Below are 20,287 nucleotides of genomic sequence, written 5' to 3' on the forward strand. Positions count from 1 at the left end.
AAAGTGTCTCCCACTATTTAATGCAATAAATACGTTATCACAACATTATCTGAAAGCAGTTTCCTGAACGCCAGCTTCGCCATTTTCTTCCTTTCACACCTGAATATGATGTTCACACTTTTAATTATTCAGGAGTTAGAAATGAATCAACAGGCTGGTTTTACCCTATTCGAACTGATGATCGCTATTGCGATTATTGCCATTCTGACCGCCATTGGATTACCTGCCTATCAGGGATATATTCAAAAAGCGGCCCTCACCGATATGCTACAGGCAATGGTGCCTTACAAAACTGCAGTTGAGCTCTGCGCGCTGGAGAGCGGTGAACTTAGCCAGTGCAATAACGGGAATGCAGGTATCGCTGCGACCAAAGAGACGCGCTATGTCTCCAGAATTACCGTGGCTAATGGCGTAATATCACTTACCGGAAAAAATGCCCTGCTGGGACTCAGCGTTGACCTTACGCCAACCCTCGATAATGCCTCTGGTGGCCTGCAATGGCAGCGCAAGTGCTCTAGTGATAAGCAAAACGACAATATGATTCAAGCCTGTAATGATATCTTCCGTTTTGATGATGTGAGCAATCCATGAGTGATATCGGCTTAATGACTCAACAGATAAGTGAAGAGGTCATTGCTGAATGTTTACGCCATCAGGTCGTTCCGGTGGCGTTAAACCCACAATATTTGACTATCGCCGCTATACAAGGACAACCCCTTCATCAAGTCACAGCCTCCCTAACCTTTACCTGTGGGAGGCAGGTTAAGATTGAATACTGGCCACGCATCAAAGTTGAACAATATCTCAGCGACCTGAGCCATCATCGACCAAATAAAGCGTTACTGGAAGTCGCCGGACAGCAACAACCTGTGGAGACCCCAACAACTCAGGAACATGATGATGAACCAGTGGTACAGTTTATCAATCAGGTTATCCGTCAGGCGCTAAAACGCCGGGCTTCAGATATTCACTTTGAACCCTATGCCAGTCATTTTCGTATTCGTCTGCGTATTGATGGCGCTTTGCAAGAAACCGCATCACCACCGGTGGTTCTGGCCCCTCAACTCATTGCCCGACTAAAAATTATGGCGCAGTTAAATATTGCTGAACGGCGACTACCACAAGATGGGCAGCTCACCTTTCAGTACAATCAGCAGGAGCGTGCGCTGCGCATCTCTACACTACCGGTTTCTGACGGTGAAAAAGTGGTGCTACGGGTTATGGAATCGGAACAACATCAACAGTCGATTGATACGCTTGGTATGTCTGAAAAAGAACGGCAATTGTATATTCAGATGCTTCATCAGCCTCAGGGAATGATTTTGGTTACCGGGCCAACGGGTAGCGGCAAAACCATTACCTTGTATAGCGGACTACGTTTGCTGAATGATACCAGCCGTAATATCTGCAGTGTGGAAGACCCAGTAGAAATTCCTACTGCTGGTATTAACCAAACTCAGGTAAACAGCAAGATTGGTGTCACTTTCAATACGGCATTAAAGGCTTTTCTCCGTCAGGATCCTGATGTCCTGATGGTTGGGGAGATCCGCGATAAAGAAACGGCAGAAATCGCAATAGAAGCAGCCCAAACCGGCCATTTAGTATTAGCAACCCTGCATACTAACTCTGCAGCAGAAACCTTAACTCGTCTGGGCCAGATGGGAATACCTGACTATCTGCTAGCTTCCAGCCTGAAACTTATTGTTGCCCAACGCCTTATTCGTTGTTTATGCCCTCATTGCAAACAACAACGTCCTGAACCCGATAACCTTCATGTTGAGCAAGCTACTATCCGTTGTCGTACTTTTTATGCTACGGGATGTGAGCATTGTGTCGGGGGTTTCTATGGTCGAACAGGACTCTATGAAATGTTGATTATCAACGAGGACATCCGCCACGGGCTACTTAAAGGCCTGTCAGCCATCCAGTTACACCAGTTAGCCTGCCACCATGGTATGACCTCACTTTTACAGGCAGGCATTGCGTTAGTAAAACAAGGGACAACATCTTTAGCTGAACTCTACCGAACCTTAGGCTCATCTTCTGAATCCGCTAATTCGTAATGGACATTTTATGATGAATAACTCCCGGCTTTACATCTGGCGTAGTATTGATGGTCTAAGTGGCGAAATTCCTGCTTCATCGATCATCAATGCACGACAAATGTTAATATTTAAGGGAATTATTCCCATAAAAGTAGAGGCCAGCGTAAGGTTAGGAAAAAATTGCTGGCAGTTAACTACTCTCTCAATTATTACTCGCCAATTAGCCACCATGCTGCAGGCTGGATTACCGTTATCCAACTGCCTGTTGTTAATTGCAGCTGAACATCCTCATCCGGCATGGCGCTATCTGCTAAAAGAGCTGCAAATGGCTATCTCACAAGGGAAGTCGTTCTCACTGGCATTAAATGAACATACCTACGCTTTTCCTCCACTATTTAGAGAATTAATCGCCACAGGAGAACTTACCGGTAAACTGGATGAATGCTGTTTTTTAATCGCCGAACAGCAAGATAAGCTATTAAAACTGCAGAAAAAGGTGCGTAAAGCACTACGTTATCCACTGTTTATTCTGGCGGTTGCCAGCCTTGTTACGCTCCTAATGCTGATCTTTGTTCTCCCCTCATTTGCCGAGATTTATCGCTCGTTTAATGCGCCTCTTCCCTGGTTCACCCAATCGATTATCTCGCTATCAGAAGGCATTATTGATTACGGAATATTTATCGGCTCTCTTCCTATTCTGCTGTATGGCTATTACATCAAAAAATTGAAAATACAGGACGGCTGGAAAGAGAAAGAACAGAAAATATTATTAAACTTGCCGCTCTGTGGAAAACTGCTGCAAATAAGTGCACTGGCAAAAATATTCCGCACGCTGGCAATGACACAACATGCAGGTATTTCTTTAATATCAGGGCTGAAATCAGCAGCCAACGCGTCTGGAAATATTCAATTTCTGAATGCACTAATGACATCAATAAAACGGGTAGAACAAGGAACACCGCTATTTAAAGCATTGCACCAACAAGTTCTGTTTCCACCGCTTTGTTATCAGCTTATACGTGTTGGAGAAGAGTCAGGAATGTTAGATGTGATGCTGGATAAACTCGCTGGCATCTATGAAGCGGAATCTGAAAGTCAGGCAGAGAACCTATCCTCTCGTTTAGAACCTGTATTAATGCTAGTACTTGGCATTATTGTTGGTGGATTAGTTATTGCTATCTATCTCCCTATATTTCAGCTGGGTAATGTCATGGGATAATGCAAAATCAGAACCTCTGTTTTTCATTAAAATACCAGCAGCAGATAGCCAATAATAATTGACTACACATACAGTCAAATAAAAACTCATGTCTCATATTTAGTTAGCATTTCATTAAAAACGCCTTAAAAAACAAAATATAAAAAAGTTTTAATCACAAAAACAAGCTTAGAACTATAATTCAGAAGACCATGCATATTAGGTTATTTATATTCACTATTCTGCTATTTGTAACTATATGAGAAGTTGCTCTCTTTTTATTCTGTGAGTTTTGCCAAATTGTAGTAGCAATCATTTTACTGCTTTACCAACCCGCTAAATTTTATTAGAGGAAAGTAACATGCTAAAACGCTTATTGCTCGTAAGTTCTATCGCAACACTTCTTTCCGGCGCAGCTTATGCACAATCCCTTACCGTTGGCTTTTCACAAATTGGTTCTGAATCAGGCTGGCGAGCTGCAGAAACGTCTGTCGCAAAAGAGCAGGCTAAACAGCGCGGTATTACCCTAAAGATTGCTGATGCTCAGCAAAAGCAGGAAAACCAGATTAAAGCAGTACGTTCTTTTATTGCTCAGGGCGTTGACGCTATCTTTATTGCTCCGGTAGTACAAACCGGATGGGAGCCGGTACTGGAAGAAGCTAAAGATGCAAAAATCCCAGTATTTCTGTTAGATCGCAATATTACCGCTAAAGATAAATCGCTTTATATGTCAGTGGTTACCGCTGATAACGTTTACGAAGGTAAAGTTGCTGGCGACTGGCTGGTAAAAGAGATGGCGGGCAAAACCTGTAACGTTGTTGAATTACAGGGCACCGTTGGTGCCAGCGTAGCGTTAGATCGTAAAAAAGGCTTTGCTGACGCTATTGCGTCTACTCCTTCAATAAAAATCGTTCGTACTCAGTCCGGTGATTTTACCCGCAGTAAGGGTAAAGAAGTCATGGAAAGCTTTATTAAAGCCGAAGATCGCGGCAAAAACATTTGTGCGGTCTACGCACATAACGATGATATGGCCATTGGCGCAATTCAGGCAATTAAAGAAGCAGGCCTAAAACCGGGCAGCGATATTAAGATCATCTCTATTGATGCTGTACCAGACATCTTTAAAGCTATGCAAGCAGGTGAAGCTAACTTAACCGTTGAGTTGACACCAAATATGGCAGGCCCTGCATTTGACGCTCTTCAAGCCTATAAGAAAGATGGCACCATTCCACCTAAAGTGATTCTGACCGAGTCTAAAGCCTTTGGCCCGGACAGCGCTCAGCAACAAATCGAACTGAAGAAAAATATGGGTTATTAACACTAACTAACCCGTTTCATCCGCTGCTATGCCAGATCATAGCAGCGGTTTCTACCCTATCTGTCAGTAATAATATTAATAATGTTATCACCAGTGAAAACAGGGGAATCTATGACAGAGCAACAGCACTCCGACGATACTCTTCTGGATATCAAAGGGATCAGTAAATCGTTTCCCGGCGTCAGAGCACTGCATGATGTTTCACTGACGCTTCGTCGTGGCGAAATTATGGCGTTACTGGGGGAAAATGGCGCGGGTAAATCCACTCTGATTAAAGCGTTAACTGGTGTTTACCCAAAAGATAGTGGAACTATCTTTCTGGAAGGAAAAGAGATTAATCCAACCAGTACAGCTCATGCCCAATCTATTGGTATTGGTACGGTATATCAGGAAGTTAACCTGCTGCCTAATATGTCAGTAGCGGATAATCTGTTTATTGGTCGCGAGCCTAAAAAATTTGGGCTGGTAAACCGAAAAGAGATTATTCGCCAGTCTCAGAAAATTATGGCCAGCTATGGCTTTGAGCTGGATGTTACCCAGCCACTGGGCTATTACTCGGTCGCCATGCAGCAAATTGTCGCCATTGCCCGAGCGGTTGACCTTTCCGCTAAAGTGTTAATTCTTGATGAACCCACCGCCAGCCTGGATACCAGCGAAGTAGAACTACTGTTCAGCATTATGCGTGATTTACGTAACCGGGGTGTAAGCCTGATTTTCATTACCCACTTTCTTGAACAGGTGTACGCCATTACCGACCGAATTACCGTATTACGTAACGGAGAATTAGTAGGAACCCGGGTTACCGCCGAGCTGCCACAAATCGAACTGGTAAAAATGATGCTTGGCAGAGAGTTAGAAGATAATGCCCTGCGCCGTGCCGGTCGCACATTAAGAAGCGACAAGCCAACGGTTTCTTTTGAGCACTATGGTAAAAAAGGCACCATACTTCCTTTTGATTTACAGGTTCGCCCTGGTGAGGTGGTTGCTCTGGCTGGGCTCTTGGGCTCTGGTAGAACTGAAACCGCTGAAGTTATCTTTGGTATTAAACCCGCAGACAGTGGCAAAGCCTGGGTGAAAGGTCGGGAAGTAAAAATAAAATCGGCCCGTCAGGCATCATCATTAGGTTTTGGTTTCTGCCCGGAAGATCGTAAAACGGAAGGTATCATTGCTGCTGCATCGGTCAGAGAAAATATCATTCTGGCTCTGCAAACCCAACGCGGCTGGCTACATCCTATTTCGCGTAAAGAGCAAGATGATATTGCAGCACGTTTTATTCGTCAGTTAGGCATCAAAACCCCAAGTGCTGAACAACCGATTCAATTTCTTTCCGGAGGCAATCAGCAGAAAGTCCTGCTGTCACGCTGGCTGGTAACCAAACCACAATTTCTGATCCTTGATGAACCTACTCGTGGTATCGATGTTGGAGCTCACGCCGAAATTATTCGTCTGATTGAAACCCTGTGTGCCGATGGCCTGGCCTTGTTGGTGATCTCTTCTGAGCTTGAAGAACTTATAGGCTACGCTGACCGGGTGATTATTTTACGGGATGGAAAGCAAATTGCAGAAATTCCAGCGGAACAGCTATCCGTTCCCGCCATCATGAACGCGATCGCGGCTTAAGGGAGGAATCCATGACATCACACTCAGCACCTCCGGTTCCGCCAGCAAGCAGAAAAGGGTTCAACCTGCCCAAAGGTATTGCTCAGGTCGCCGCACTGATCGTTATTTTAATCGTCAATGCGCTGGTGGCTAATAACTTTTTCGATATTCATATTCAGGATGGGCGCCTGTTTGGCAGTATTATCGATATTTTAAATCGCTGCGCCCCTGTGGCTATTCTTGCTCTGGGTATGACACTGGTGATTGCCACCGGAGGTATCGACCTTTCCGTAGGTGCTGTTATGGCCATCGCCGGAGCAACCGCCGCCAGTATGACAACCGCCGGCTTTCCATTATATATCGTATTGCTTGCAGCCCTGGGTGCTGGCGCGTTATGTGGCGTATGGAATGGATTTTTGGTGGCTATCTTCAAAATACAGCCAATCGTTGCCACCTTAATGCTAATGGTTGCCGGTCGTGGCATCGCTCAGCTAATTACCGAGGGACAAATTGTTACCTTTAACGATCCGGCTCTGGCCTGGATTGGTAGTGGTACTTTCCTGTTCTTACCGACGCCGGTTTCCATTGTCGTTGCCGTCTTTGTACTGCTTTGGCTACTTACCCGTAAAACCGCACTGGGGTTATTTATTGAGTCAGCAGGCATCAATATTCGGGCGGCCAAAAATGCCGGGGTTAATACCAGCATGGTGGTGATGTCGACTTATATTCTCAGCGGTATTTGTGCGGCGATCGCCGGTGTGATTGTTGCTGCAGATATCAGGGGAGCCGACGCCAACAACGCCGGTTTATGGCTGGAGATGGATGCTATTCTTGCGGTCGTCATCGGCGGTGCATCGCTAATGGGAGGACGCTTTAGTCTGGCGCTTTCTCTCATCGGAGCCTTAATTATTCAGGGCATGAATACCGGTATTTTACTCTCCGGCTATCAGCCTCAATGGAATCTGGTGGTTAAAGCATTAGTTGTATTGCTGGTTCTGGTCTTGCAGTCCCCGGCATTTATCCGTCTGTTTAAAAGGAGAACCGGCCATGTTTAAACGCCACCTTCCCCTGATGATTACCATTGCCGTTTTTGTCATGGGCTATATGTTCTGTTTTGCCCGTTTTCCCGGTTTTGCATCCACCCGGGTTATTTGCAATATTCTGACGGATAATGCCTTTCTGTGCATTGTTGCGGTTGGTATGACATTTGTCATTCTGTCTGGAGGTATCGACCTTTCAGTGGGTTCGGTAATTGCTTTTACCGGGGTATTTTTAGCTAAAGCCATTGGTGAATGGGGCTTTGACCCATTCACCGCCTTTGTAGTTATTATGGTGATGGGCTGCTCATTTGGTGCCCTGATGGGGTGGTTAATCGATGCCTTAAAAATTCCTGCCTTTATTATTACTCTGGCTGGCATGTTCTTCCTGCGGGGCGTGAGCTTTTTAGTTTCAGAACAATCGATTCCTATCGATCATCCGTTATACAGCACATTATCCGCCGTAGCATGGAAAATCCCGGGCGGAGGACGTTTTAGCCTGTTAGCTGTCATTATGTTACTGGTCGTCATTTTCGGTATGGTTCTCGCCCATAAAACGCGCTTTGGCAACAACGTTTATGCCATCGGAGGTAACGCTACCTCTGCTGAACTGATGGGGATCTCAACCCGTAAAACCACTATTGGTATCTATATGCTCTCTACCGGGCTGGCAACTCTGGCTGGTATTGTCTTCTCTTTCTATACCTCTGCGGGCTATGCACTAGCCGGAATCGGTGTTGAATTAGATGCCATTGCCGCCGTGGTTATCGGAGGAACTTTGCTAAGCGGTGGAGTTGGCACGGTATTTGGTACCCTGTTTGGCGTATTAATTCAGGGATTAATCCAGACCTACATTAATTTCGACGGAACACTCAGCTCCTGGTGGACCAAGATTGTTATCGGCATTCTGCTATTCGGTTTTATCGGATTACAAAGATTACTGACAGTATTCTGGGCGAATCGCCAGATCTCTACCGCCAGGCGAATTGGTAGTAATCCCCATGACATTAACGCAGTGAGTTCGGCTTAATCGTTAGGTTTGGCCTGACAATTGGCTATCTTAATGACTAAAAGTGCGCCATCTGGCGCACTTTATTTCATGTTCTGAGAACTCAAGTCGGATTTAACCTTGTCCGAAGACTCGGTTTTCCTGCTCTGCAACCCGGATAAAAGTCGTGCGTTTGGTTAGCTCTTTCAGACGTTCAGCACCAACATAGGTACAAGCTGAACGCAAACCACCGAGAATATCTCTGGCGGTGTTTTCTACTGAGCCACGGTAAGCCAGCTTCACGGTTTTTCCTTCCGCTGCGCGGTATTCAGCAACACCACCAACGTGACGGTTCATCGCTGATTCAGAACTCATACCGTAGAACTGCATATATTGATTGCCGTTCTCTTCGATAATTTTGCCTTCGCACTCTTCATGAGCTGCCAGCATTCCACCCAACATAACAAAGTCTGCACCACCACCAAAAGCTTTGGCGACATCACCCGGAGTGGTACAACCGCCATCACTGACGATTTGACCACCAAGACCATGCGCAGCATCCGCACATTCGATTACAGCAGACAGTTGAGGATAACCAACACCAGTCTTCACTCGCGTAGTACAAACAGAGCCAGGGCCAATACCTACTTTAACGATATCCGCACCAGAAAGAATCAGCTCTTCTACCATCTCACCCGTAACCACGTTACCGGCACAAATCACTTTATCCATATTGGCTTCACGTGCTTTACGCAGGAAGGCAACAAAATGTTCAGAGTAGCCATTTGCCACATCGATACAGATAAATTTCAATGCCGGTGAAAGAGCCATAATTTGGCCCAGTTTGGTGAAGTCCGCTTCTGATGTTCCGGTTGATACCATGACGTGACGCAGAACAGACTCAGGCACGCGGGCAACAAACTCACGCCATTGCTCAACGGTATAGTGCTTATGCACAGCAGTTAGCAAATCGAAAGAGGCTAATGCTTCTGCCATAGTAAAGGTACCCACCGTGTCCATATTCGCAGCAATAATTGGAATACCGGACCACTGATGGCCTGAATGTTTAAAGGTGTAGGTGCGTTCAAGTTCTACTTCTGAACGACTTTTCAGCGTGGAACGCTTAGGACGGATTAAGACATCTTTGAAGCCCAGCTTCAAATCTTCTTCAATGCGCATATCTGTAGTTTTCCTGGTTTTTGGCGACGTATCGCAAATTAGCTATAAGCTGAATGTTGGCCATTTCCAGTGACGTTATCATACACATGAATAATTAATGAACAAGTCTGAGATTTTCAAAAAATTTCAGCTATAATCCCATAAATTTATCTGCGGAAAGCAGATTTAAGGCAATATATGGATAACGCCTTTGTAATCCTTGGTTTTGGATTATTTGGTCTGGTAAGCGGTAATGTCATCACTCGTATTGCCCATCAAATTCCTGCTATTTTATTTGCCCGTTGGCAGCAACAATATTTTCAGATAACCAATAACACTCTCCTTTTACCAATCGAGTCAGCAAAATTTTCTTTGCCTTTGCTTTTTCGTCCGCTATGCCCTAACTGCGCCCAGCCACTTTCAAAGCGATGGCTGTCCTCAATGACTTGCTGGTTATGCATTAAAAACCGATGTCCCTGTTGCTATAAAACCATCTGTTGCCGTTATCTCTTAACAGAGCTGATTTGTGGATTAATGTTCATGGTCATTGTCGCTTCAAATACCGATCCTGTCAGGATAACCATTCTGTTATCTGTAACCCTATGGCTGGTAACCGCATCGCTAATCGATATATCTCATCAACTATTACCGGATGTATTTACTCTGCCACTAATCTGGAGTGGACTGATTTTTGCGCTGTTTGGTTTATCACCATTGTCGTTATCAGAATCTGTGACAGGAACACTCATTGGATACATATTTCTTTGGATACCCGGAACGCTATTTCGGTTATGGAAAGGTCAGCATGGGTTGGGTGGCGGCGATATAAAGCTCATGGCAGGACTTGGTGGCTGGGTTGGAATAAACGCTTTGCCAATAATAATGCTCACTGCCAGCCTGAGTGGACTCATTTATTTTCTGCTGATTAATCAGAATAAGAAAACTAAAAACAACACAATTGCCTTTGGTCCTTTCCTTGCTATTGCCGGATGGCTTGCACTTCTGTGAGATCCCTTTATTATTGAGCTATCAATACTGTTACAGGCTTTTATATGAGTTATATCGTGGCACTTACCGGCGGAATTGGTAGCGGAAAATCAACCGTATCCAATGAGTTTTCCCGTTTGGGCGTTCCTGTCATCGATGCTGATATCATTGCCCGCCAGGTGGTAGAACCGGGTCGTGATGCTCTCCAACAGATTGCACATCATTTCGGTCATTCAATACTTCTGGCCGATGGTAGTTTAAACCGTAAAAAATTACGCGAACGTATTTTTAGTCATTCTGCTGATAAACAGTGGTTAAATAATCTGCTCCACCCACTGATTCAACAGGAAACCCAACGTCAATTTGCAGATATAACTGCACCTTATCTGCTTTGGGTTGTCCCATTATTGATAGAGAATAATCTATGTTCCCGAGCTAACCGCGTGTTAGTGGTGGATGTTAGCAGAGAGACACAATTAGACAGAATAATGACCCGCGATGGAAGCAGCTTACAGTTGGCAGAACAAATCTTATCTGCCCAAACTTCCCGCGCTGAGCGTCTGTCTCATGCAGATGATGTGCTAAATAATGACAGGGAACCAGAAGCGTTAATACCGCAAATCGCCCTGTTGCACCAAAAGTATTTAGCCTTAGCCAACCAATTCAACAAGCAGGATTTGTCGATATGAGTGATTTATCCCAGAACATACTTTTTGAACATCCGCTTAATGAAAAAGTCCGTACCTGGTTACGCCTTGAATTCCTGCTACAACAATTACAACACAACCGTTCCCTGACCAATTTAACCAACACGTTAAGTTTTTTCCGTACGGTCAGTGAACTGCTGGACATCATGGATCGTGGCGATGTTCGTACTGAACTGGTTAAAGAGTTAGATCGTCAACAGCATAAGCTATTGCAATGGATTGATGTTCCAGGTGTTGATAGCGAACGTTTAAGTACTTTACGCCATAGCTTAAAAGAGCTGGCTAATACATTACTGGCAGCACCTCGCCTTGGGCAGGAACTGAAAGACGACCGCCTGATTAGTATGGTTCGTCAACGTTTAAGTATTCCTGGTGGCTGTTGTAGCTTTGATTTACCCGTATTGCATATGTGGTTACATAATCCTAAATTACAGCGGGATGAGCAGGTAGCGCAATGGATTGAAACCACAACACCGCTCAGTAATGCGCTTAATGCCTGCCTCGATTTAGTTCGGCAGTCCGGTGTCTTTCAAAAACAAACCAGTCTGAATGGTTTCTATCAGGATAATGCTGAAGACTGTGATATTTTGCGTATTAGAGTAGATTCAGCTTATCAACTGTATCCACAAGTTTCCGGTCATAAATCTCGCTTCGCTATTCGATTTATGCCATTTGATAGCGATATTGGTGATACACCGGAAAGGTTTAATTTTGAGATTGCCTGCTGTTAACTATTATTTGCTGGTGTCACTGACATCAGCAATGCCAGATTATTGACGCTAAGTAGGTAACCTTTTGGTTTTGCTATTGATTATGTTATTTGGGAGTATTTCATGAGTGACACCCCCCTTCAGGTAAACTGCCCTACCTGCGGAAAGCCCGTTATCTGGAATGAACAAAGCACTTACCGACCATTTTGCAGTAAGCGCTGCCAGTTAATTGATTTAGGTGAATGGGCCGATGAAGAGAAACGAATTCCAAGCTCTGGCGATCAATCCGATAGCGATGAATGGAGCGAAGAGGAGAAGTAATCTCCACCAACTCATCCTTTAAAAGCTACCGCATAGCCAGTCAATTACGCCGTGCGGTAACGCTGCTTCAGTTCAGCAATCACTGGCTGATTTGCTTGCGGAAACTCAGCAACATTCAGCTGTGAAACATCAATCCAGCGAGATATCTGACCTTCACGCCCTTCCGGCTGACCTTCCCAACTATCTACAATAAAGAAATGCAACGTTAACTGGCGGTCGGGATAGTCATACTCCAACGTTGTTAACAGGCTGGAGTGAGTCATCTCAATACCGACCTCCTCCTGAAGTTCACGTCTTAGCGCCTGTTCTGCATCTTCCCCTGCTTCAACTTTCCCACCGGGAAATTCCCAATAACCGGCAAGATGGCTATCTTTAAGCCTTTGGGTAACAAATATAGCCTGCTTAATATCAATTATTATTCCAACAGCTATTTCGATTCGCTTCATAGGGATACTCATAGGTCAGTTATTATTGTGTAGATAAAAGGAGAGCGCCAACAGGCGCTCTCGATTAATGACAAAGTAGTTTTATGTCTTAACATGGCTAATTGTCGGGAGGGGCTGCCGTGGGGGTCGACTTGGCGTAAGCCAACGAAGTGCCCGTAGGCAGACCAGGCCCGACATGCGCTGAGGCCAAGTACAGACGGTTTTCCGGTCGAGCACAAAGTTAATATAAGCACTTTAGTTTTTACGACCGGAATGTTTATTGAAGCTAATTCATCTGGTTTGTCATCAGTCTGAGAGCGCCTACCGGCGCTCTCATCTCTTAACAAACTTACTGCAAACTACCATGACACTGCTTGTATTTCTTACCGGAACCACAAGGGCACGGGTCGTTACGACCAATCTTACGCTCTTCACGTACCATCGGCTGATTAGGCGCAGGCTCTTCTTCCAACGCATTCTCTTCCTGATGGCTAAACTGTTGCTGACGAGCTAAGCGTTCTGCCTCTTCACGACGCTGCTGCTCTACCGCCTCAACTTCTTCCGGCATACGCACCTGAACTTTGCTCAGTACGCTGATAACTTCATATTTCAACGCTTCAAGCATGCTGGCGAACATAGAGAACGACTCACGCTTATACTCCTGCTTAGGATCTTTCTGTGCATAACCACGCAGATGAATACCCTGACGCAGATAATCCATAGCAGCCAGGTGCTCTTTCCACATGGTGTCCAGCGTTTGCAGCATTACGCCTTTCTCAAAGTTACGCATCATCTCATCACCAACAACCTCTTCTTTCTGGTGATAGACTTTAGCGGCTTCTTCAACAATACGTTCACGCAGCGTCTCTTCATGCAGTTCATGTTCGGTATCCAGCCATTGAGCAATCGGCAGATCGAGATCGAAGTCGTTCTTCAGACGCGCTTCCAGCCCCGGAACATCCCACATTTCTTCCAAAGATTGAGGTGGAATATAGTTATCAATCACGGTGGTAAACACATCCTGACGGATACTGTCGATAGTTTCACTGATGTCGCTGATATCCAACAGTTCATTACGCTGAGCATAAATAGCACGGCGCTGATCGTTAGCAACGTCATCAAATTCCAGCAGTTGCTTACGAATATCAAAGTTGCGGCTTTCTACTTTACGCTGAGCGTTAGCGATAGCTTTGGTTACCCATGGGTGTTCAATCGCTTCTCCCGGTTTCATACCCAGCTTACGCATCATTCCGGCTACGCGGTCAGAAGCGAAGATGCGCATCAGGGCATCTTCCATCGACAGATAAAAACGTGATGAACCTGGGTCACCCTGACGACCAGAACGACCACGCAGCTGATTATCAATACGACGAGATTCATGACGCTCAGTACCGATAATATGCAAACCGCCGGCAGCCAGTACGCGATCGTGGCGCTCTTGCCATGCGGCTTTAACCGCCTGAATCTGCTCTTCAGTTGGATTTTCCAGCTCAGCAAGTTCGCTCTGCCAGCTGCCACCCAACACGATATCGGTACCACGACCCGCCATGTTGGTAGCGATAGTTACCGCACCTTCCTGACCTGCGTTGGCCACGATTTCTGCTTCCATTTCATGGAATTTGGCGTTCAAAACTTTATGAGCAATACCGGCTTTTTTCAGTTCATTAGAGACCACTTCCGATTTTTCGATGGAAATGGTACCCACAAGAATTGGCTGCCCCTTGGTGCTGCGATCTTTAATGTCTTCAATGATGGCATCGATCTTCTCTTTCTCGGTCATATAGACCAGATCGGGCATATCATCACGAACCATGGGGCGGTTGGTTGGCACAACAATGGTATCTAAACGGTAAATCTGACGGAATTCGAATGCTTCAGTATCCGCAGTACCGGTCATACCGGCCAGTTTTTCATACAGACGGAAGTAGTTCTGGAAGGTAATAGAAGCCAGAGTTTGGTTCTCATTCTGAATCTCAACCCTTTCTTTTGCTTCTACTGCCTGATGTAAACCATCTGACCAGCGGCGGCCTTCCATGGTACGGCCGGTGTGCTCATCAACAATAATGACTTCACCATCTTTAACGATATAGTCAACATCGCGAGTAAACAGCGCGTGGGCGCGCAGTGCTGCGGTTACGTGATGCATTAATACGATGTTACCAGGAGAATAGAGCGACTCGCCCTCTTCCATCATTCCTGCTTCCATCAACAATTGCTCAATCAGTACCAGACCACGCTCAGTAAGGTTAACCTGGCGACTCTTCTCATCAACGGAGAAGTGACCTTCACCTTCAAAGGTATCGGAATCTTCTTTTTCCTGACGCAGCAGCTTAGGAATAATTTTATCAACTTTTCTGTATAGCTCTGAGCTGTCTTCCGCAGGACCAGAGATAATCAGTGGGGTACGTGCTTCATCGATTAAGATGGAGTCAACCTCATCCACCAACGCATAGTAAAGCTTACGCTGAACGCGTTCTTCAGGGCTGAATGCCATGTTGTCACGCAGATAGTCAAAGCCAAATTCGTTGTTGGTACCGTAGGTGATATCCGCCGCATAGGCTTCGCGTTTTGCCGGAGGCGGCATACCCGGCAGGTTGATACCTACGGTTAAGCCCAAGAATTCAAACAGTGGGCGGTTATTTTCCGCATCGCGTCGTGCCAGGTAGTCGTTCACGGTTACTACGTGTACACCTCGGCCAGTGATGGCATTCAGATAGGCTGGCAGCGTTGCGGTTAAGGTTTTACCTTCACCAGTACGCATCTCTGCAATACAGCGATCGTTCAACACCATACCGCCGATCATCTGTACATCAAAGTGACGCATACCAAATACACGCTTACTGGCTTCACGCACTACGGCAAATGCCTCTGGCATGATTGATTCCAGCGACTCGCCCTTAGCCAGACGTTCACGAAAGGCCTCAGTTTTAGCCTTCAGTTCATCATCAGATAATGCTTCATATTCTGGTTCAAGGCGGTTAATAGATTCAACGCTTTTACGCATACGGCGCAGTGTCCGGTCATTACGGCTACCGAAAACTTTTGTCATTAATTTAGTTAACATAGGTCTAAATGTCTCTTTAGTACTGCCTTGTCCGGCAGTATGAATTCAAAGAAAAAAATCAGAAAAAATGCGCCCAAAGTAACAAGGATACCCTCATTACCGGGATGATTATGCGTATGAAGAAGGACCTGCGCGGATACCCTGCACCTTGCTCAACCAAAATCTGACAGGGTGAAGGATAAAAGTCGACTCAAGGGGAATTAGACGCGATACTGTCGAAGGCAGCGTTACTTCAATAGCCGCTTGTATCGATAATGAATCCAAAAGAGCAAGATGGCTAAGCGTTAGCTTATCATCATTGACCTTCACCTCATCGGAGGGTACTTCATCCTGAGGGAAGGAAACAGCAAGACGGGTAAGATAATTACGAATCGCGAAATGCTGCCACGGATTAAGATTTTGCAGCGGGCGCGTGTTAATTTCGCTGGATAACGCCAACTGCCCAACGCCCGGAACCGCCGGATTAATTGGATTGACGTTTGAAAAGGCCGCAGATAATGAAACTTGTTGAGGTAAACCGTTCAGGCTTGCAGGCGCACCAATGCTGGCTGCCACAACCCCCAATAAGAGGTGCGGCCAAAAATAACGCATACCAAATTGTCGCCAACGATTTAAAATACCCATTATCAACTAACTATTACCTGCCGGAATCTGCTTATGCGCGATAGTCGCCCATTATTATTAGATACGCTATTTGATGATACAGACCTGTTGCGAAACGTCCAGCAGCGGGCCATAGCGCTGATAAAACTTAATAAGGCAGTTAAGGCTCTGTTACCTAAACAACTGCACGAATTCTGTCGAGTTGCTAACTACCGTCAAGGTATTTTAGTCCTTGAGGTGGCAAATGCCAGTTGGTTGACACTTTTACGTTATGAACAACAAACATTATTAAGCACACTCAGGAGTGAAATATTACCATCTTTAGTGTCAATCGACATAAAGATTAATCCAAAGTTAAGCACAAATAAGCAGACTGCTGAAAATTTAGTCCATCGCTACATTCCGGAAAGCACAAAAGATGATATGCCTATGCGCCAGCTTAGTGAACAGAGTGCAAAACAGTTGAAGGAATTGGCAGCGAGGAGCCCAAAAAGGCTGAAAGAGAAACTAGAACGACTTGCTGCACTAGCTGGAGAGAGAGTAACCAGCGCAACAAGCCGTAATAATTTAAATCGTACTAAAAAACCGTAATATTACCCGGCAATTAAGCCAGTACAGTTCTCGACGTTTTGAATGCCAGTGGCATTTCAGCTTCGTCTTCAAAGGTAACGTATTCCCAGGCTTCCTGTTTCGCTAATACAGCTTGCAGAAGCTTGTTGTTTAATGCGTGACCAGATTTGAACGCAGTAAATGCGCCAATAATGTTGTGACCACACATAAACAGATCACCGATAGCATCCAACATTTTATGACGAACAAATTCGTCTTCAAAACGCAAACCATCTTCGTTCAGCACACGGTAATCATCTACTACGATAGCACAATCGAAGCTGCCACCCAGGCACAGGCCCTTAGACTGTAAATACTCGATATCACGCATGAACCCAAAGGTACGTGCACGACTGATCTGACGAACAAACGCATCAGCAGAGAAATTCATGCGATAGCGTTGTGAACCGGAATCAATCGCCGGGTGATTAAAATCGATAGTAAAGTCTAAGCTGAAACCGTTAAAAGGTGTCAGTTCAGCCCACTTGTCGCCGTCTTCGACGCGAACAGGCTGAGTAATACGCAGGAATTTCTTCGGTGCGTTTAGTTCTTCAATTCCGCCGTCTAACAGTAAGTAGACGAAAGGTGCCGCACTACCATCCATAATTGGAATTTCTGGTGCGTCAACTTCAATAATAATGTTGTCGATGCCTAATCCTGCTAACGCAGCATTAAGGTGTTCCACAGTAGAAATACGTACGTCATCTTCATTAACCAGGCAAGTACACAGCATGGTATCACGCACGGATTTTGCATCTGCCGGAAAATCAACCGGTGGATTCAAGTCAGTACGACGATAGATGACACCCGTATTAGCTGCGGCCGGGCGCAGAGTCAGGCTAACCTTGCGTCCGGTATGAAGACCGACGCCTGTAGCTTGAATGATGCGTTTTAGTGTCCGCTGTTTAATCATCGTATTATCTCGCATTGTTGATCCAACTTACCGTAGTTTACACCACGGTCTCCGCGCCAGTTTAGCATAAAGAGCGGAGAATCCAAATCATTCAGCGTTAACAGCCTAATTAATCCGCTTGTTTGCGTAAGAAGGCTGGAATATCTAAATAATCAGGCTCTTTGTTCGGCTGAACGCCCTGGTCATTTACCACTTTCGCTGCAGCAGGTTTGCTCTCTTGCGGTTGCAGAGGAGCTAAGCCATGTTGAGCATAGCGATGATCGACAGGTTGAGTGGCCGGTGATTTAGAGACCAGCGTAATTTCAGGACGCTTATCCATACCGATACCTGTTGCAACAACAGTTACACGCAGCTCATCGCTCATATCCGGGTCCAGAGAAGTACCGATAACCACGGTGGCATTATCCGATGCAAATGCACGGATGGTGTTACCAACGGTTTCGAACTCATCCAAACGTAAGTCAAAGCCAGCCGTGATGTTAACCAGAACACCGCGGGCACCAGACAGATCGATATCTTCCAGTAACGGACTGGAGATAGCCATTTCAGCCGCTTCTTCAGCACGATCTTCACCGCGAGCAATACCAGAACCCATCATGGCATAACCCATTTCAGACATCACAGTACGTACGTCCGCAAAGTCAACGTTCATTAAGCCCGGACGAGTAATCAGTTCTGCAATACCCTGCACCGCGCCTTTTAATACATCATTGGCTGCACCGAAAGCATCCAGCAGTGAAATACCGCGACCTAATACTTTCAGTAGCTTGTCATTAGGAATAGTAATCAGCGAGTCAACATGCTTGGAGAGTTCGGCAATGCCTTGCTCTGCAAACGTCATACGCTTTTTACCTTCGAAGTTAAACGGTTTGGTTACCACGGCAACGGTCAGAATACCTAAGTCTTTTGCTACTTCAGCAACCACTGGCGCAGCACCGGTTCCGGTACCACCACCCATGCCGGCAGCAATAAACACCATGTCCGCACCTTCCAGTGCAGTACGCAGTTGTTCACGGTCTTCTTCTGCAGAATTGCGACCCACTTCAGGGTTAGCACCTGCGCCTAAACCTTTAGTTACGCCACTGCCGATCTGGATAGTTTGGCCAACGGCCGTTTTCCGCAACGCTTGAGCATCGGTATTGATGGCGAAGAATTCAACGCCTTCAATGTGCTCACGCACCATATGTTCGACAGCATTACCGCCGCCGCCGCCAACGCCGATGACTTTAATCACCGCATCGTTGGTTAGCTCCATTGGTTCAAACATAATTTCTCTCTCCGTTTTAACTCTTACGCAATGAATTATCGCTTAAAATACGTTAATTGCACTACTGATTAAAATTCTTTACGTAACCAACCGGTCAAACGCTGTGCCCAGCTACGCATAGATGTTCTTTTTTCTACATCAGTCTCGCCTCTGAGGTGAGACTCTTTACCGTAGTGCAACAGACCTACTGCCGTTGAGTAGTAAGGCTCTTGCGCATAATCCGTTAGTCCAGTGATATTCAGTGGCTGTCCAATACGCACCTGGGTATGGAACACTCTTTGAGCACACTCAGCTAAACCATCAATCTGAGCTGCTCCCCCTGTTAACACGATACCGGCGGCTAAGTGATGCTTAACCCCTTGTTGACGCAGTTGTTCCTGCACCTGCAAAATTTCATCGTTTACCAGATTAAGCAGCTCGGTATAACGCGGCTCAATCACATCAGCTAACGTCTGACGCTGTAAACTACGCGGTGGTCTGCCACCAACGCTAGGGACTTCCACGTTCTCATCTTTGCTGACGATAGAACCCAAAGCACATCCATGACGCACTTTTATTGCTTCGGCATCCGTTGGAGGCGTCCCGAAGGCATAAGCGATATCACTGGTAACCACATTACCTGCGTAAGGAATAACTTTAGTATGACGCAGAGCACCGCCAGTATAAATAGCGATATCCATGGTCCCGCCGCCAATATCAATGACGCAGACACCCAGTTCACGTTCATCTTCTGTCAAAACGGCATAGCTTGAGGCTAAACCGGCAAAAATAAGTTGATCTACCTTAAGTCCGCAGCGTTCTACCGCTTTAACAATGTTTTTAGCCATATCATTATGGCAAGTAATCAGATGCACTTTTGCCTGCATCCGCACACCGGAAAGTCCTACCGGATTTTTAATCCCTTCCTGATAGTCGATAGCATATTCCTGAGGGATCACATGCAGGATCCGGTGCTCATCACGAACCCGCACCGATTTAGCGGTATGAACCACACTCTCCACATCTTCCTGTGTGACTTCTTCTTCAGAGATAGGCACCATACCTATCTCGTTCTGACAGCTGATATGTTTACCTGACAGCGCCAGATAAACAGAAGCAATCTGACAATCTGCCATCAGTTCGGCCTGATCAATAGCTCGTTGTACTGATTTAACCACTGACTCTAAATCGTTAACTCCGCCTTTATCCATTCCGCGCGATGGGCAGCTTCCTACGCCAATAATATTAACCATACCGTCAGGCAGTACTTCTCCAACCAGCGCAGCGACTTTTGCTGTGCCAATTTCCAGTCCAACCACCAGTTTTCTGTCTGTCGATTTGATCATTATTTATTGCCTG

19 protein-coding genes and 1 pseudogene are annotated in these 20,287 nt (G+C 45.8%); 13 read left to right on the forward strand and 7 right to left on the reverse strand.

All coding sequences use genetic code 11. The annotated features are described in order from the left end of the window. Positions 1 to 141: 141 nt before the first annotated feature. From ppdD to yjfF, 7 genes are all read left to right on the forward strand, one after another. Positions 142 to 591, forward strand: a complete 450-nt coding sequence (gene ppdD / locus EKN56_RS13795; protein ID WP_130592311.1) for a prepilin peptidase-dependent pilin — start codon at positions 142 to 144, stop codon at positions 589 to 591. A 14-nt stretch (positions 592 to 605) separates the two neighbouring features. Beyond that, on the forward strand, positions 606 to 2,063 hold the full coding sequence (gene gspE / locus EKN56_RS13800) for a type II secretion system protein GspE (protein WP_130593712.1): 1,458 nt from the start codon (positions 606 to 608) through the stop codon (positions 2,061 to 2,063). 10 nt (positions 2,064 to 2,073) lie between these two features. Continuing rightward, positions 2,074 to 3,264 carry a protein transport protein HofC gene (gene hofC, locus EKN56_RS13805; RefSeq protein ID WP_130592312.1) on the forward strand — a complete coding sequence of 397 codons (1,191 nt, stop codon included), beginning with the start codon at positions 2,074 to 2,076 and terminating at the stop codon, positions 3,262 to 3,264. A gap of 340 nt (positions 3,265 to 3,604) precedes the next feature. Then, positions 3,605 to 4,561 (forward strand): galactofuranose ABC transporter, galactofuranose-binding protein YtfQ, encoded by a 957-nt coding sequence (ytfQ, locus tag EKN56_RS13810; protein WP_130592313.1) that lies wholly within the window; start codon positions 3,605 to 3,607, stop codon positions 4,559 to 4,561. 111 nt (positions 4,562 to 4,672) lie between these two features. Then, entirely contained in the window at positions 4,673 to 6,181 is a 1,509-nt protein-coding gene (gene ytfR, locus EKN56_RS13815) for a galactofuranose ABC transporter, ATP-binding protein YtfR (RefSeq protein WP_130592314.1), read from the forward strand. A gap of 11 nt (positions 6,182 to 6,192) precedes the next feature. After that, positions 6,193 to 7,215, forward strand: coding sequence for a galactofuranose ABC transporter, ATP-binding protein YtfT (gene ytfT, locus EKN56_RS13820; RefSeq protein ID WP_130592315.1), 1,023 nt, complete (start codon positions 6,193 to 6,195; stop codon positions 7,213 to 7,215). Further along, the gene (gene yjfF / locus EKN56_RS13825; RefSeq protein WP_130592316.1) at positions 7,208 to 8,227 is read left to right on the forward strand and encodes a galactofuranose ABC transporter, permease protein YjfF; all 1,020 of its coding nucleotides are present in this window, start codon (positions 7,208 to 7,210) and stop codon (positions 8,225 to 8,227) included. Before ytfT ends, yjfF begins: the two co-directional genes overlap by 8 nt. Before the next feature lie 93 nt (positions 8,228 to 8,320). Here yjfF and EKN56_RS13830 read toward each other — a convergent pair whose 3' ends face one another. After that, positions 8,321 to 9,364, reverse strand: a complete 1,044-nt coding sequence (locus EKN56_RS13830; RefSeq protein WP_130592317.1) for a GMP reductase — start codon at positions 9,362 to 9,364, stop codon at positions 8,321 to 8,323. Positions 9,365 to 9,541: 177 nt separating this feature from the next. On the opposite strand from EKN56_RS13830, the pseudogene EKN56_RS21640 reads away from it, so the two are divergent. The 5 genes and pseudogenes from EKN56_RS21640 to yacG all read left to right on the forward strand — a co-directional run. Continuing rightward, positions 9,542 to 9,838, forward strand: a pseudogene (locus EKN56_RS21640) (hypothetical protein); the annotation flags it as partial. 45 nt (positions 9,839 to 9,883) lie between these two features. After that, the gene (locus tag EKN56_RS21285) at positions 9,884 to 10,351 is read left to right on the forward strand and encodes a prepilin peptidase (protein WP_246019831.1); all 468 of its coding nucleotides are present in this window, start codon (positions 9,884 to 9,886) and stop codon (positions 10,349 to 10,351) included. Between the two features lie 44 nt (positions 10,352 to 10,395). After that, a complete protein-coding gene (gene coaE, locus EKN56_RS13840) occupies positions 10,396 to 11,019 on the forward strand; it encodes a dephospho-CoA kinase (RefSeq protein ID WP_130592319.1) in 624 nt (207 codons plus the stop codon). Then, on the forward strand, positions 11,016 to 11,768 hold the full coding sequence (gene zapD, locus EKN56_RS13845; RefSeq protein WP_130592320.1) for a cell division protein ZapD: 753 nt from the start codon (positions 11,016 to 11,018) through the stop codon (positions 11,766 to 11,768). The genes coaE and zapD overlap by 4 nt, the downstream gene beginning before the upstream one ends. Before the next feature lie 102 nt (positions 11,769 to 11,870). Then, entirely contained in the window at positions 11,871 to 12,068 is a 198-nt protein-coding gene (gene yacG, locus EKN56_RS13850; RefSeq protein WP_130592321.1) for a DNA gyrase inhibitor YacG, read from the forward strand. Positions 12,069 to 12,112: 44 nt separating this feature from the next. Here yacG and mutT read toward each other — a convergent pair whose 3' ends face one another. From mutT to secM, 3 genes are all read right to left on the reverse strand, one after another. Continuing rightward, complete coding sequence (gene mutT, locus EKN56_RS13855) at positions 12,113 to 12,514, reverse strand: 8-oxo-dGTP diphosphatase MutT (protein WP_130592322.1); 402 nt, start codon at positions 12,512 to 12,514, stop codon at positions 12,113 to 12,115. A 328-nt stretch (positions 12,515 to 12,842) separates the two neighbouring features. Continuing rightward, positions 12,843 to 15,557 (reverse strand): preprotein translocase subunit SecA, encoded by a 2,715-nt coding sequence (secA, locus tag EKN56_RS13860; protein WP_130592323.1) that lies wholly within the window; start codon positions 15,555 to 15,557, stop codon positions 12,843 to 12,845. Between the two features lie 108 nt (positions 15,558 to 15,665). After that, the gene (gene secM, locus EKN56_RS13865) at positions 15,666 to 16,181 is read right to left on the reverse strand and encodes a secA translation cis-regulator SecM (RefSeq protein ID WP_185955844.1); all 516 of its coding nucleotides are present in this window, start codon (positions 16,179 to 16,181) and stop codon (positions 15,666 to 15,668) included. 33 nt (positions 16,182 to 16,214) lie between these two features. On the opposite strand from secM, the gene EKN56_RS13870 reads away from it, so the two are divergent. After that, entirely contained in the window at positions 16,215 to 16,751 is a 537-nt protein-coding gene (locus tag EKN56_RS13870; protein ID WP_130592324.1) for a DUF721 domain-containing protein, read from the forward strand. 13 nt (positions 16,752 to 16,764) lie between these two features. Here the strand turns inward: EKN56_RS13870 and lpxC are convergent, their stop codons facing one another. The 3 genes from lpxC to ftsA form a co-directional block, all read right to left on the reverse strand. Continuing rightward, a complete protein-coding gene (lpxC, locus tag EKN56_RS13875; RefSeq protein WP_168189713.1) occupies positions 16,765 to 17,682 on the reverse strand; it encodes a UDP-3-O-acyl-N-acetylglucosamine deacetylase in 918 nt (305 codons plus the stop codon). Between the two features lie 109 nt (positions 17,683 to 17,791). After that, positions 17,792 to 18,949, reverse strand: a complete 1,158-nt coding sequence (ftsZ, locus tag EKN56_RS13880; RefSeq protein ID WP_130592326.1) for a cell division protein FtsZ — start codon at positions 18,947 to 18,949, stop codon at positions 17,792 to 17,794. Positions 18,950 to 19,017: 68 nt separating this feature from the next. Then, the gene (ftsA, locus tag EKN56_RS13885) at positions 19,018 to 20,274 is read right to left on the reverse strand and encodes a cell division protein FtsA (RefSeq protein WP_108900158.1); all 1,257 of its coding nucleotides are present in this window, start codon (positions 20,272 to 20,274) and stop codon (positions 19,018 to 19,020) included. Between the last annotated feature and the right edge of the window lie 13 nt (positions 20,275 to 20,287).

The sequence above is a fragment of the Limnobaculum zhutongyuii genome (genome assembly GCF_004295645.1).
GTDB lineage: Bacteria > Pseudomonadota > Gammaproteobacteria > Enterobacterales > Enterobacteriaceae > Limnobaculum > Limnobaculum zhutongyuii.

Bases quoted from the DNA above. Each gene is read 5' to 3' on its own strand.
- ppdD (WP_130592311.1), top strand. From the start codon at position 142: ATGAATCAACAGGCTGGTTTTACCCTATTCGAACTGATGATCGCTATT.
- gspE (WP_130593712.1), top strand. From the start codon at position 606: ATGACTCAACAGATAAGTGAAGAGGTCATTGCTGAATGTTTACGCCAT.
- hofC (WP_130592312.1), top strand. From the start codon at position 2,074: ATGATGAATAACTCCCGGCTTTACATCTGGCGTAGTATTGATGGTCTA.
- ytfQ (WP_130592313.1), top strand. From the start codon at position 3,605: ATGCTAAAACGCTTATTGCTCGTAAGTTCTATCGCAACACTTCTTTCC.
- ytfR (WP_130592314.1), top strand. From the start codon at position 4,673: ATGACAGAGCAACAGCACTCCGACGATACTCTTCTGGATATCAAAGGG.
- ytfT (WP_130592315.1), top strand. From the start codon at position 6,193: ATGACATCACACTCAGCACCTCCGGTTCCGCCAGCAAGCAGAAAAGGG.
- yjfF (WP_130592316.1), top strand. From the start codon at position 7,208: ATGTTTAAACGCCACCTTCCCCTGATGATTACCATTGCCGTTTTTGTC.
- EKN56_RS13830 (WP_130592317.1), bottom strand. From the start codon at position 9,364: ATGCGCATTGAAGAAGATTTGAAGCTGGGCTTCAAAGATGTCTTAATC.
- EKN56_RS21285 (WP_246019831.1), top strand. From the start codon at position 9,884: ATGGTCATTGTCGCTTCAAATACCGATCCTGTCAGGATAACCATTCTG.
- coaE (WP_130592319.1), top strand. From the start codon at position 10,396: ATGAGTTATATCGTGGCACTTACCGGCGGAATTGGTAGCGGAAAATCA.
- zapD (WP_130592320.1), top strand. From the start codon at position 11,016: ATGAGTGATTTATCCCAGAACATACTTTTTGAACATCCGCTTAATGAA.
- yacG (WP_130592321.1), top strand. From the start codon at position 11,871: ATGAGTGACACCCCCCTTCAGGTAAACTGCCCTACCTGCGGAAAGCCC.
- mutT (WP_130592322.1), bottom strand. From the start codon at position 12,514: ATGAAGCGAATCGAAATAGCTGTTGGAATAATAATTGATATTAAGCAG.
- secA (WP_130592323.1), bottom strand. From the start codon at position 15,557: ATGTTAACTAAATTAATGACAAAAGTTTTCGGTAGCCGTAATGACCGG.
- secM (WP_185955844.1), bottom strand. From the start codon at position 16,181: ATGGGTATTTTAAATCGTTGGCGACAATTTGGTATGCGTTATTTTTGG.
- EKN56_RS13870 (WP_130592324.1), top strand. From the start codon at position 16,215: ATGCGCGATAGTCGCCCATTATTATTAGATACGCTATTTGATGATACA.
- lpxC (WP_168189713.1), bottom strand. From the start codon at position 17,682: ATGATTAAACAGCGGACACTAAAACGCATCATTCAAGCTACAGGCGTC.
- ftsZ (WP_130592326.1), bottom strand. From the start codon at position 18,949: ATGTTTGAACCAATGGAGCTAACCAACGATGCGGTGATTAAAGTCATC.
- ftsA (WP_108900158.1), bottom strand. From the start codon at position 20,274: ATGATCAAATCGACAGACAGAAAACTGGTGGTTGGACTGGAAATTGGC.